This window comes from Actinomyces sp. oral taxon 181, from assembly GCF_018370895.1.
Lineage (GTDB): Bacteria > Actinomycetota > Actinomycetes > Actinomycetales > Actinomycetaceae > Pauljensenia.
Genome location: NZ_JAGYZL010000001.1, coordinates 59312 through 72688, shown reverse-complemented (window position 1 = coordinate 72688; position 13377 = coordinate 59312). Strand labels below are relative to the sequence as shown.

Sequence of the window (13377 nt, the reverse complement as noted above, 5' to 3'; positions counted from 1 at the left end):
GCTGGCAGATTGTGGACTTTAAACACGGTAGGGGTGTGGTTCCTCAGCGGAGAAACCACACCCCCTCCGCGATTAGCGCTTACTCAGCGACGGGAAGGTTTCCGTCCTTGAGCGCCTTCACGGACTGCGTCTGAGCAGCCTTGAAGATGTCGATCACCTTGCCGGAGCCATCACCAGCTGCGGTTGCAGCCTTGGTCATGGGATCGGTGAGGGTCGAGAAGTAGGGGATGTACGGGAAGTCGGGGGCCAGGTTGGCGTTTGCCTTCGACAGTTCAGCGAAGACATCCTGTCCACCATAGAATTCCTTGACCGAATCCGGGGTCTTCATGGTGCCGGTGGTGGTTGCGACGACCAAACCCTGCGAGACCAAAGCGTCAACCTGGGTGTTCAGCCAGTTGTTGAACTCCATGGCGCCCTTGGGGTTCGCGCATCCCTTCATGACTGCAACGCCGGAACCGCCGTTGGGGCCGGTCAACGCGCCCTTGCCGAAGTCAGGGAGCTGAGCAACTGCCCATTGACCCTTGTTGTCGGTCTTCTCCAGATCAGCGGAGATGAGCGGTGCTTCCCATGCGGCACCGATGCTGCCGATCAGGGTCTTGTCGGTCAGAGCCTTAGTGAAGGAATCTCCCCAGCGCTCGGCGACGAGAGTGGTCTTGTCGTCGAGCATCGACTGCCAGAAGTCTGCCACGGTCTTGGCGGACGCATCGTCGATCTTGACGGTCCACTTATCGTTTTCAGCCTTGTACCAAACACCGCCTGCTGCAGCTGCCTGAGCGGACAGGCTATAGCGCGACTCGTCAGCCTCGAAAGCAGAGATGTACTTGCCTTTTGCAGCTGCGGTCTTGGCAGCGGCCTTGAACTCTTCGAGGTTGGTGGGAACCTTGATTCCCAGCTTCTCGAACTCAGCCTTGTTGTAGTAGTAAACAAGCGGGCCGGTGTCCTGGGGCAGGCCGTAGTACTTGCCACCCACGCCAACCTGCGAGAAGGCGCCAGCGGAGTAGTTGGCCTTGTACTGGGTCGCGTACTGTGTCACATCCTCCAGCAGGCCCTTGGTGAACATCTCGGGGATTTCTGCATAGCCCAGCTGTGCCAAGCAAGGTCCGGAACCGGCCTTGACGTCGGTCTCGAGCTTCTTGATCATTTCGTTGGCCTTGCCATCAAACTTGACCGCCTGGACCTGAGTGTCAGGGTGCTCCTTGTTCCACTGCTCAACCAGCGACGAGACCTTTGTCATTCCTTCACCATCGGGCAGACGGTGCATGTATGTGATGGTTGCGCCCTTATCAGCAGATGCCGAAGAGCTTGCGGCGCTGTCAGTCTTCGCGCCCGAACCCGAGCACGCAGTCAGACCCATCGCAGCAACTGACATGAGCGCAACAACGCTCATGGAGCGGCGTGACATGTGCATGTTATTCCCTCTCCGTTGTGGGATATCTATAAAGTTGACACCTCTTGTCAGCTTTACCTATTGCTTTCTTATGCTATCACGGTGATGGTATCTGATCACAGATTGACATGTGAGAATGCAATTATATGGTCACGATTTAATAACTAGCCTTAATCTTCTTTCTTCCACTGAGTCCAACGTCCTTCGCCGGGAGCCAGATCCACGGTGCGTTCCAGACTAAAGCCAGTAATGACGCTCGAAGACGGAGCATCAGAATCATTGTAAATAAAAGCAAGTTGCGATTTTGGATACCAAGCAACCTCAACATCAGGATTGGATGACGCAAGGACACAATCCCACTGATCTTCTCGGTGCGCTGCCCACATAATCGCGCGGTGCAGAAGCCGGCTATTGACAGTCGACCAGGTCAGTCCAGCAAGGTAAACACCCCTACCTGAGCAGAAATCATGTGCAGAGGCACGCACGCTCCCCCGCTCCATCACAAGCACAGAAGTGTCAGGATCTGTCACTACGACATCTCCGGGGTCTTCACCGAAAACAAAGTCTCCATCCAGGTCAGCAGTAATGAAATGTTCTGGCACAATCTCGTCATAGCGATCCTTAGACAGAGACCATGAGATTTCTTGATCCACACCCAAGACGTCCGCGAGCGCAAAGATGCTTCCGCGGCAGATGCCTCCTCTGTCCGCTTGCCCTTGAGTTCCCAACGAGGCCGTGGGCTGGCCGACCCCAATAAAACCGCCGCCGCGGGCGACAAAGCGACGCAGGGTATCTTGCAGTCGCAAGTCCTCCCAGACTTCCCCTCCGGAGAAGGCCGTATTCGCAGCGCCTGCGTTGATAACCACGTCGACATCCTTCAAAGAGGAATCTCCCCCATCGATGACCTCATCGAAAGATACGAAACGCACGTCAAAAGGAAGTCCTGCAAGGGCTTCAATAACCCCCAAGTAGGTATGGATCTGCTTGTACCACAGGGCATGGGCAACCATATGGGTCTGCCACGTGCGCAACTTTCCCCACGCATTCAAAACGGCAACACGTACGGGTGCACACGCTGGCTTTTCCCCGCCCGTGGCCTCGTGAAGGGAACGGAACTCCGCAAGAATCTCCTCCACGCGGTCAATGAACTCGGGGAACTTGAGCGCCAGGGAAAGGTAGCCGCCATAGCCCATACGGTCCAGGGGACTACGAACGATTGCGCGACGAGCGGTGCGCCACGACCCGTTCGCTTCTCCCAGGGGATCTCCGCCCTCACGGAAGACATCGGGGAAGAAGTAGGGAAGGAAGCGCCCCTCGGTGTAGCGCACACCGGGAATATCGGAGATCATGCGGCAGGTTGCTGCCGAACCGACGGATCCAACAACCGCATCCATCTTGATCGAAGGGAAGTAGGGTCCGTAGGGTTCCATACCGATCCAGTTGTCGCCAAGGAACATCATGGCTTCGCGGCCTTCATCATGGACCTTGCGAACCAGTTCTCCCGCCTTTTGGGCGACTCGCTTGGAGGTGAAGTCAATCCAATCCCGGAACACACGTGTTGGCGTACGGAAGGGGCAGTTATACCAGCCGCCATCCACGAAGTCCTCGGGAGTCAGCGCATAGCCGTATTCCTTTTCAAACTCTTCCATCGCCGGGATCGACACCGAGGCCGAGTATCCAAACCAATCGACGTAGCGTTCACGGCCTCGGGAATCAAAAGCCAAAGTGAAGTGGTAGAAGAAAGTCGTAAAACGAACCACATCCACTTGAGGGTTCGCTTTCAGCCATGCGGCCAAGGCATCCTTGACGTGCTCCCAGGTCCGCGGGAATGCCACATCGAAGGGGCGCTCCTTCACGCGGCCTTCTTCAAGCGCCCAGTCGTTCGTCAAATAGTTGTACATCTGGGTGGAATCCCACATCTGTACGGCAAAGAAATTCACGGTGTACACGTGGAAGGGAATGGGCTTGTGAATTGTCACCACCGCGCTCGATGCAGTGGGCGGCAGCTCTCCAACAATCGGCACGGGGTCAACGACGGGTGAGGGCTCAACCTCCTGAACGCTCCATTCCGAGGGATCCAAAGCCTGCCCACTGGTCCGATCAATGACCTGCCACCAGCGGGAGGTATCGCATTGAGTATCGGGGCGGAATTGCGCCTGGAACCACCCCTCCATCACATTGATACTCAAAGGCCCGCTTTCTGGCGCCGTATGAGGGTTTGAGGAAAGGTATTGGTGGATGCGCTCGCCCTCGCTCTGATCGGCCCACTCTTCATCACCACGCGCAGGGAAATACGTGGAGTACACCTTGGCAAATGCTCGGTCGACCCACTCAGGAAGTTCTGTTCCATCGGAATTTCGCACTGCGTCCGCACCAAGGCGCTCAACAAGAGCGCGCACTTCGGCATCAATTCCACGCTCAATGGGCAGGGTAAGACGACCTGGCTTGATCAATTTGTCAGTCATTGTCACTCCGATGTGTTGATTTCAGCGTCATTGCAAAGAGGTAGACAACTTCGGGCACTGATCCAGCTAGTCCTAAGTTATTTCCTTCTTGGTACGATAGTACAAGCACACCGAGGTGGTGATGCATTCCCGATAACAATGGAGACACCGATGTCCCTTACTTCTGAAGAAATTAACAGCCAACCTGAGCTGTGGCGTCGAGTTCTTGACGTTCCCACTGATGCACTTCCCAAAGATGGTGAGGCCATTGCCGTCATCGGGTGTGGAACATCGTGGTTTATCGCGCAGGCATACACCGTTGCCCGCGAGCGCCAGGGCAAGGGTCTCTCTGATGCCTTCACCGCCACCGAATTCCCCTGGGATCGCCACTACGACCGCGTCGTATGTCTGTCACGCTCGGGCACGACAACTGAAATTATTGACATCCTGCACGGTCTGAAGGACCGCGGCGTCCCCAACGTCTTGATCACCGCTGTGGGCAATGGCCCCGCAACCCCCTACGCAGATGTTGAGGTTGTTCTGGACTTCGCCGATGAAGAATCCGTTGTCCAGACACGTTTTGCAACCACCGCTCTTGCATACTTCCGTCACAGCTTGGGTGACGATATCGCTGCAGCTGCGGATGACGCACAGCGCGCACTCGAGCTCGAAATCCCCCAGTGTTGGGTTGATGCCGAGCAGATTACCTTCCTTGGCACCGCATGGACCATTGGTCTGGCGAACGAAGCGGGCCTGAAGCTTCGTGAAGCATCTCAGTCATGGACTGAGGTCTATCCGGCAATGGAATACCGCCACGGCCCGATCTCTATCGCTCAGCCCGGTCGCCTGACCTGGGTTTTCGGCCCGGTTCCCGAGGGTATGGCCGATCAGGTTGCCGCAACCGGCGCCGAATTGGTGACTTTCCACGGTGACCCCATGGCTCACCTTGTTGTTGCACAGCGTTTGGCCGTTGCTCGCGCTGAAGCTCGCGGTCTCAACCCCGATACCCCGCGCCATCTGACCCGCTCGGTGATCCTCAAGTGAACAACTCGGAACAGAAGCTCGCCATCGGGATCGATGTCGGCGGCACCACCATCAAGGGGGTGCTCGCTGACACCCACGGCACTGTGATTACCTCTTCTGAGGCCGTCGCCACCCCCCAGACCGGCGCTGATGATGTTGTTTCTGCGGTCGCGCGTCTAGCCCGAACTCTTCGCGAGGCTTCTGTCGATGCGCCCGTCGGTGTATGCGTTCCTGGAATTATTGACGAAGAACATGGAATTGGTATTTTCTCCGCCAATCTGGGCTGGAAAGACGCTCCTTTAACCGAAAAACTTTCCGAGGCACTGGATTCTTTCGTCCCCTTGGGACACGATGTGCGCTCGGGAGCTCTTGCCGAGGCCCTGTGGGGTGTTCGCCGTCCCTCCTGCCTGTATGTGGCAGTAGGGACCGGGATCGCCTCGGGCGTTGTGATCAATTCACACCTCGCACCGGCACCGCCGTGGGCTGGTGAAATCGGACAGGTTCCCGTTCCACACCCCGATCGTCCCTATAAGGTTGTTCCGCTGGAGCAGGTTGCCTCGGCCAGCGGTATTGCACGCCGGGCAGTCGAAGCCGGGATCGTCCCCGAAGGATCGGGGGCCCGCGAAGTTGAAGAACTTGCCCTTTTATCCAGCGAAAACGCTCGAAAGGCACGCGAGATCCTCGCGACCTCGATGAGTCTACTGGGCAGCATTCTTGCAACGGTTTGCCACCAGGTTGGTTCACTTCCCGTCGTTCTGGGAGGTGGCCTCTGCAAAGGTGGGTCGCTTGTTTACGATCCCCTTCGTAAAGGCTTGGAATCGGGGTGCACGGTCATGCCCGCGCCCACACTGCTCTCCGCTGCTTTAGGTTCCTCATCGCAGGCTTTGGGCGCCGCAGCTTTGGCATTCCAGAGCCATGGAATCGAGGTTGAATCATGATCTGGACCTTCACTCCCAATCCGGCTCTGGATATTACGTGGCAGGCTCCTGACCAAACCCGCGGTCAGGTTCACCGCATTACGGACTATTCCCAGCGTCCGGGAGGGAAGGGACTGAATGTCTCTCGTGTCTTGGACCAGCTCAAAGTCCCCAACCATGCAACAGGTTTCTTGGGGGGCGCAACCGGCGATGTGATCGCCTCGCTCATGGAGGAAATGACTTCTCTGGTCACACCGGAGTGGGTCGAGGTCCCCTTCCAAACGCGACGCTCAATCGCCATGATTGACAACACCGCCACGGTATACAACGAGTCCGGTCATGCTCTAGATCCTGATTCCTGGAAGCAGATGGTTGATCTTTTGGGAAGCCGCCTGAGCGACGATGACCTCTTAGTGGTTTCTGGTTCTCTTCCCGGAAGCAGCACTTTTGAGGTTCTCGAGCCGGTGTTGCGCCGTGTCCGTCAAAACGGTTGCCGCATCATACTGGATACCTCAGGGCCATCCTTGGTTGAGTGCGCAGCGTGGGCCGATGTCCTCAAGCCCAATCACTTGGAGCTCCTCGACGCTACGGGCGCCTCCTCCATCGAAGAGGGCGCACGTGCCCTTATCGAGCAGGGCCCAAACTGGGTGTGCGTATCGCGAGGCGAAGAGGGAATGGACCTCTTTTCTCGCGAGAGCCATTGGCACGCCGAGGCCGGAGTTGTCCTTCAGGGCAATCCCACCGGTGCCGGCGATGCCTGCGTCGCATCCCTAGCTCGTTCACTTGCCCAGGCTGGGGACGAGCTTGAGTCAGAGATTCCTACTGCTATTGCCGAGGCCGTCGCAACCTCTGCCGCCGCGGTGACGATGCCCGTCGCTGGGGAGATTGATCTTCCGCTTCGCGAGGAGCTTCTTTCCCGCATTTCTCCTATTCGCCTGTCCTAATTTGTCAAGAAAGTAGGTCGCTATGCTTGCTGACACCGCTGCACTTGCACGCGATTGTGCCGCCCGCAAGGTTGGCCTTGCGGCTTTTAACGTGGTCCTCCTTGATCACGCTGAAGCATTTGTCAATGCCGCTGAAAACACCGGTTTGCCTTTGGTTCTCCAGCTGTCCCAAAATGCCGTGAAGTACCACGGTGGTCGTCTGCGTCCCCTGGGGCGCGCGCTTCTCGAGCTTGCCGAGGCCTCCACCGTTCCCGTTTCTGTTCACCTTGATCACGCTGAATCCACCGATTTGTGCCGCGAGGCTGTCGAGATCGGTTTTACCTCAATCATGTACGACGGTTCAAAGCTCCCTGATGCGCAGAATCGTGAGACTACCGCTGAGATCACCGCTTTCGCTCATGAGCACGGTGTCAGTGTCGAGGCCGAGCTGGGTGAAGTTGGCGGAAAGAACGGCGTCCACGACCCTTCGGCACGTACCAATCCTGAAGACGCGGCCCAGTTTGTTGCAGATACCGGCGTTGATCTACTTGCTGTTGCTGTCGGTTCTTCTCACGCGATGGCAACTCGCGAGGCGGTTTTGGACTATCAGCTGATTGCTGCAATCCACGAACTCGTCCCTGTCCCACTGGTTTTGCACGGCTCTTCCGGCGTTCCCGACGAGGGCATGGTCGCGGCAATTCAAGCCGGAATGACCAAGATCAACGTATCGACACACCTGAATGTCGTCTTCACCCAGGGTGTTCGTCAGATTCTTGATGAAAACCCGAAGATTGTTGATCCGCGAAAGTATGTCGGCCCCGCAACTCATGTGGTTCAAGAAGAAGTTGAACGTCTGATGCGCCTGTACGCACAGGCTTAAAACTCAACGAACGCAATTCGCTGCCGATCGTGTTTCATGCGATGCGGTAGCACGCAGCCCTCCCCCGCTTCCGCGGGGGAGGGCTTTTCATCTGCGCTCTATTTATTTGACGTACCAGCCACGGCCTCGCCACAGGCCTTCGAGGCCCGCTAAACGTTCTTGGAAGTCTTCCCAGCTTCCACGGGGACCTCCCGCCCAGGCGACCTCAGCAAGACCCGCTAGGCGCGGAAGCAGCATCTCCCAGACATCCTTTTCTCGACACAAGGTTTCACTCCACAGGCATGCCTCGACGCCTTCAATTCCCTTGCGGTCCACGCCCTCACAGATGCTCTCAGGATCCCAATCCCAGGCTTTCTTCAAAGGAAGGATTCCGGCCCACGTGATCCCAAGCTTCTGTTCTGGGTATTCCTTCATATCGAAGTAGGCATTCGGGCCCGGAGACATGACTGCACGCACGCCACGCGCGACTGCACGAGCGATAGAGTCGCCCTCGAGGTCATCATGCCAGACCTGAACGAGGTCTCCTTCGCCCAGCAGATCCGCTGCTTCTTCCCACGCAACAGCGCGCTTGCCCAGTGCATGGATACGTTCGACCTGGCTGCCAACGATGATCGGGTAGTCACCTTCTGCAGTCGAGAAGGATTCATCCCCACCGATGTGGATTCCCGCAGGAGAGAAGGGGGCAAGGGTTTCGACGACGGCCTCGAGGAAGGCTTGGGTCGCAGGCGCCTTGGTTGAGAGAGTCGAGAAGCCGACTTCCGTTCCTTCGTAAAGGGGCGGACAGACCCCATCGGGATTGAGTCCTTCAATCGCGTGGAGAGCAGCATTGACGTGTCCGGGGATATCAATTTCGGGGATGATCGCGATCATCCGCGAGCGCGCTCCCTCGACCAGGGTCTGATAGTCATCAAGAGTGTAGTAGCCACCTTCTTCCCCGCCGACTGCACAATCGGACGAGCGTTCAATAAGTTCGGGGAATTGCGGGATTTCAATGCGCCATCCCTGATCATCACTCAGGTGCAGATGCAAGATGTTCAAACCCACTTCACTCATCGCATCCATGACGCGAAGGATCGTGGGAACGCTGAAGAAATGGCGGGCAACATCGATGTGCAAGCCGCGGTGCCTATAAGCGGGAAAGTCGATGATCTTCACTGCAATGGGGGCCCGGCTGTGATTCGCGATGGCCAATGTGTTGAGGCGACGCAGGCCTCGCGACAGCCCCAATTCTGTAGCAGCAGTTACCTGCGCACTTCCAGCGGAAATCGTCAAAATGTAGGCCTCTGCGAACTGCCATTCCTCGGGGATTGTCAGGGGTGCAATTGCCGCCGAAAATGCCTCAGGAGTCTTCAGCACAACAGAGGGGCTAATATCTGCCCAAGTGGCCTCTTCCGGATGCGCATCGGCCTCTTCAATGAAGACCGGAAGTGGAAGAAGTCCGGGAATCGCGGACAGAGAGGAGGACATCGACGAGCTCCTTTACTTAGTCATCAGCTGTATGAACGTCCCTATCCTAACCCTCTAGGCATCAAGTGGTCATCGGCCGCTATTGTTGGGGCTATGAGCGCACTGAATTTCGTCTCCGATACCTTTGATCCTTCGCGCTGGCGTGAGGTTGAGGGTTTCGAGCTAACCGATATGACCTACCACCGTGGGATTTCCCGAGGCCCCGCCGACGGAACTGAGAAGGGCGCCGACTTGCCCGTGGTCCGTATTGCTTTCGATCGTCCAGAAATTCGCAATGCGTTCCGCCCACATACCGTTGATGAGCTCTATCGTTGCCTGGACCATGCACGAATGACCAGCGATGTCGCTGCGGTTATTTTGACGGGAAACGGGCCGTCCCCTCGCGATGGTGGCTATTCCTTCTGTTCGGGTGGCGACCAGAGGATCCGAGGAAAAGATGGCTACCACTACGAACTTGAGGGCAGCGAGGCCTCGGCGGGAGTGGAACAGCGACGCGAGCAAATTGACCCCGCACGCGCGGGACGCCTTCATATTTTGGAGGTTCAGCGCCTGATCCGCACCATGCCGAAGGTCGTTATTGCGGCGGTTCCCGGTTGGGCGGCCGGTGGTGGTCACAGCTTGAATGTTGTGTGCGATCTATCGATTGCTTCTCGTGAGCACGCCGCATTTATGCAAACCGATGCGAATGTTGGCTCTTTTGATGCCGGTTACGGCTCTGCACTGCTCGCGCGTCAAGCGGGTGATAAGCGTGCACGTGAGATTTTCTTCCTTGCCAGACGCTATGACGCCGATACTGCGGAGCGCTGGGGCGTCATTAACGAGGCCGTTCCCCATGCTCAGCTCGAGGAAACCGCGTTGGAATGGGCTCGGATCATTGCAACGAAGTCTCCACAGGCTATCCGCATGCTGAAATTTGCTTTCAACTTGGCCGATGACGGCTTAGCTGGCCAGCAGGTTTTTGCCGGCGAAGCCACGCGCATGGCGTACATGACGAATGAGGCTCAGGAAGGTCGCGATGCCTTCATCGAACATCGCTCGCCAGACTGGTCTTCCTTCCCTTATTATTTCTAAATAATAATTTGGCTTTCAGGAGCCAACCAGCTTTGCCACAGCTCAAGTCATGGTTACTTTGTATGACATTTCTGCGGAAATATCAGGGAAAGTAGTCATAGGATACACTTCTGTATCCCATTAGCTTGACAAAACCTTTAGACTATTAGCAGTGCAGGCTGCAGGAACTTTCCAGCAGTATCTGTTCCCATCACACAAGTTGAGTTCAAAGAAGGGGCCTATGTGAGAATTCGCTTAGGATCGCGAAACTCCCAAAGGGCACTGTCGTATCGACAGGGCTCCAAGTTTTCGCGCACCCTAATTCTTCTCTCAACTGCTGCAATTGGCGGATCCTTTACACTTTTAGCTCTGCCTTGGTCTTCCGCATCTGCGCATCCGGACACAGCGCCCGTTACGACTGTTTCCACTGATCCTCTTGATCATCTAGACGATGTCGGCGGCAGCCTAGATGTACATGCTACGGCTGAAGCCCCCAGCGCAGATCCAACTCTCAGCGTCAAGGATCTTCAGTCGACCCCAAATCGCCTTGTTCTTGAAAGCGATTCCCCGCTGGCGAAGAAATTTGTCCACACACCTTATGAAAAGGCAGAGGTAATTGTTGAAGGTGCCGAGTTTGCGCCCGAAACGACACTGTCCAATCAGACTCCTGCGGGCACCTTCGATCAACTTGAACCCAAGCCGGCATCCAGCGACGGTACGCCCGTTCTGAATGACCTGAAGGGTCACGAAGGCGCGGTTTGGGCTGGGAGCAACGCGACACCTTCCGCCAACGCCACCTCAATTGCTCAATTGCAAGGCGATGAGCAGGATGCGAGGACTCTCGATGAGTTGCAGGAAAAGGGTATTCCCGCCATCGATTCTTCGCTTGCAACTCCTGAGATCCTCGTCGAAAACGGAGAAATTCGTACCCTGACATTCGAGCTGACCAATGTCGGCAAGGATGCAAAGGACATCGAGATTGAAGGCGTTTTCTCCAGCGAGGTCGCCGGCAGCAGTAATGTCATTTGGAGCCTCCAGTGCGCAGTTAAAGGCGGAGCAACCTGCCCCGAGCGCGCCGATGGGTATGCAGAATCACTTACGCTTACCCAGGACAAGCCTGAGTTCTCTCCCTTCCATTCCGTGATCAACATGCCAAAGGGCTCCACCATCACGATCACTGCTCAGATACGTCAAACAATCAGCCAGTGCACCCCCGATGCCGTCAGCGAAACAACTACTCGTTTCATCTGGAAGCGTTTGGGTGCTGACAAATCAAAGCAGACCGATCTTGAACTCACTACAAAGATTGCCTGCGCAAGTGCAACTCCCACACCGACGGCAACACCTTCAGTGACTCCGTCCGCCACTTCGACGCCTACTGCGCCTTCAAGTGATGATCAGACGCATTCTGCGACTGCGAAGCCCCTACCGACGGCGACTCCGACCCGACACGCCCATGAGAGCCAGTCGAGCGTTCAGCCCCGGCCCAGGCAGAACGAGGCCCGCCCTGCGCCTGCCCCGGCTCGTCGAGTACAAGTCTTCGCTCCCGGTTCACCGAACCGTCCGACCGCACAGGAAGCAGCGCGTCGCACTGCTACTGCTCGACAGGCTCAGTCAGCTGTCCGCCAGCAGCACAACACAAATGCTGCGCCCCAACGCAATAATGCTGCACCCGCCGCTCCGACGCACTCGAGCAGCGATGCCACTCCCGCCGCTTCCCAAGCTCATGTTGAGAACCAAGACAACTCGCAGCTGGCTGATTCCAGCTATGGTTTCAACGCGAACGGTCGCCGCGGTGGCTTGATGAGTGATGTTGAAGCCAATAGCGCGGTTGCAGTTGCTGCACTGCTCGTCACTGCCGGCGCCGGCGCACTGGCGACCTTCCACAAGGGCAAGTGAAACACTCTCTGTGATTTTCGCTGGTATCTATCACTCGATAGATACCAGTTTTCCTTTTCTCTTCGAAAGAGCTCTTTACGCTCCTCCGGGGTGCACAAGCAAATGCTGCCCATGGAGAGAGGATAAAGAAGCGCTGGGCTGACCGTACACAGCCCAGCGCTTGTGTCGTTTCGAATGACCTAGCGGCGTCCAAACTTCGCACGCATCACGCGCGCCAAGGCAAGTTCAGCGAAGGCATCCACCAGAAGAGCACCACCGAAAACACCCGAGAAGATCTTCCACCCCGAGCGCGGCTTCGCAGCCTTCACCGCGGATACCAGTAGCGCCGCACCAGCCGCCGCTTCGATAGAAGCAAGAGCTGAAAGAATCCATGGACGGTCAGAAACGACCGCCATGTAGGCCTTCTGAATAGCGCTGGGATCTTCTTCCTTGTTCCCGGTCATCATGATGTCAACGCTACGACCGATGGCATTCGAGATACCGCGCGCATTGTGGAGAACCGCACCTTCGACTTCCCCGGCTTCAATTGTGCCCTGTAGGAACTCTGAAACGCCGTGAGGCAGCGCAAGCGCCTTCACAACGGCAGTAATTGCGTGAACTCCGTGAAGGTCCTGAGCGGCCAGCAACGCCTCGACATCAGCGCCCGGGACATGTGCCGCAATTTCGCGCAGGGCGGGGCGATCCCCCACTAAGTCGACCACGGAAGGATCCACGGACTCGGCAGAAGCGGAACCGGTCACGATACGCGTTGTCATTCCCCAGTTATGGGTCACCACATGCTCGAGATGGTCATCTGTCACCAAGTACAGATGCAAATCACCATCGGTCATCGCCAAGGAAACCAGCGGAAGATCACCGAAGTTCCACCCTGACTTGTCTTCCGGAATTTCTGCCAACAGTGCGCGATAACCATTGTCCAGCTCGACATCTGCGACATCAACACCCTCAAGTGCGGCCAACAGCGGGACTGAGGACGCGGGGGTACGACCGATCTCAACGACACGAACACCTGATTCTGACTCTTCGACCTCTTCAGGAAGGAAATCAGCCAGAGGGCTATCACCCTGAGGAAGAGCATCAATATGTTCTCCACCCAGACGCACTTCTGCTTTGAAGTGCGAAGCTAACTGAGAAGCAAGCTCGCTGACCGTAATTCCTGCTTGTGCATCTTGGGCGCCTTCAGCAAGTATCGCAACCCGCCCGTTCTCAACCGCAATATTGAGGCCCAGAAGCTGAGGAGTTGCCTCAAACCACTCCAATTGGGCCAAAACGGAACTTTCGCGGAGCACGCGCGCAACTTGATCGGGATCAAGCTGGGAGGCAATCATCATTCCCTCAACGCGGGTCCATGTCGCATCAGTCATCATTGTCATCCTTCCGAAGACCC

10 protein-coding genes are annotated in these 13377 nt (G+C 56.7%); 6 read left to right on the top strand and 4 right to left on the bottom strand.

The window, feature by feature from the left end; translation table 11 throughout:
- Positions 1 to 79: 79 nt before the first annotated feature.
- On the bottom strand, positions 80 to 1402 hold the full coding sequence (locus KHW85_RS00290) for an extracellular solute-binding protein (RefSeq protein ID WP_366494424.1): 1323 nt from the start codon (positions 1400 to 1402) through the stop codon (positions 80 to 82).
- Between the two features lie 155 nt (positions 1403 to 1557).
- Complete coding sequence (gene gnpA / locus KHW85_RS00285) at positions 1558 to 3852, bottom strand: 1,3-beta-galactosyl-N-acetylhexosamine phosphorylase (protein ID WP_291458274.1); 2295 nt, start codon at positions 3850 to 3852, stop codon at positions 1558 to 1560.
- A 150-nt stretch (positions 3853 to 4002) separates the two neighbouring features.
- Between gnpA and KHW85_RS00280 the strand changes: the two genes are divergently transcribed.
- Genes KHW85_RS00280 through KHW85_RS00265 form a run of 4 tightly spaced genes read left to right on the top strand, consistent with a single transcriptional unit; the run spans position 4003 to position 7574 of the window.
- A complete protein-coding gene (locus tag KHW85_RS00280) occupies positions 4003 to 4875 on the top strand; it encodes an SIS domain-containing protein (RefSeq protein WP_291458272.1) in 873 nt (290 codons plus the stop codon).
- Positions 4872 to 5792: an ROK family protein gene (locus tag KHW85_RS00275; RefSeq protein ID WP_291458271.1), complete on the top strand. Its 921-nt coding sequence runs from the start codon at positions 4872 to 4874 to the stop codon at positions 5790 to 5792. Before KHW85_RS00280 ends, KHW85_RS00275 begins: the two co-directional genes overlap by 4 nt.
- Positions 5789 to 6715 (top strand): 1-phosphofructokinase family hexose kinase, encoded by a 927-nt coding sequence (locus tag KHW85_RS00270; protein WP_291458270.1) that lies wholly within the window; start codon positions 5789 to 5791, stop codon positions 6713 to 6715. Before KHW85_RS00275 ends, KHW85_RS00270 begins: the two co-directional genes overlap by 4 nt.
- A 22-nt stretch (positions 6716 to 6737) precedes the next feature.
- Positions 6738 to 7574 carry a class II fructose-bisphosphate aldolase gene (locus tag KHW85_RS00265; RefSeq protein WP_291458268.1) on the top strand — a complete coding sequence of 279 codons (837 nt, stop codon included), beginning with the start codon at positions 6738 to 6740 and terminating at the stop codon, positions 7572 to 7574.
- Between the two features lie 102 nt (positions 7575 to 7676).
- Here the strand turns inward: KHW85_RS00265 and KHW85_RS00260 are convergent, their stop codons facing one another.
- Positions 7677 to 9041, bottom strand: a complete 1365-nt coding sequence (locus KHW85_RS00260; protein WP_291458267.1) for a family 20 glycosylhydrolase — start codon at positions 9039 to 9041, stop codon at positions 7677 to 7679.
- Positions 9042 to 9134: 93 nt separating this feature from the next.
- Here KHW85_RS00260 and KHW85_RS00255 point away from each other — a divergent pair, with 93 nt between their 5' ends.
- Together KHW85_RS00255 and KHW85_RS00250 are read left to right on the top strand one after the other, a co-directional pair.
- Positions 9135 to 10112, top strand: a complete 978-nt coding sequence (locus KHW85_RS00255) for a 1,4-dihydroxy-2-naphthoyl-CoA synthase (RefSeq protein ID WP_291458265.1) — start codon at positions 9135 to 9137, stop codon at positions 10110 to 10112.
- Positions 10113 to 10334: 222 nt separating this feature from the next.
- The gene (locus KHW85_RS00250) at positions 10335 to 11990 is read left to right on the top strand and encodes a hypothetical protein (RefSeq protein WP_291458264.1); all 1656 of its coding nucleotides are present in this window, start codon (positions 10335 to 10337) and stop codon (positions 11988 to 11990) included.
- A 179-nt stretch (positions 11991 to 12169) separates the two neighbouring features.
- Here KHW85_RS00250 and KHW85_RS00245 read toward each other — a convergent pair whose 3' ends face one another.
- On the bottom strand, positions 12170 to 13357 hold the full coding sequence (locus KHW85_RS00245; RefSeq protein ID WP_291458262.1) for a hypothetical protein: 1188 nt from the start codon (positions 13355 to 13357) through the stop codon (positions 12170 to 12172).
- Positions 13358 to 13377 lie beyond the last annotated feature (20 nt).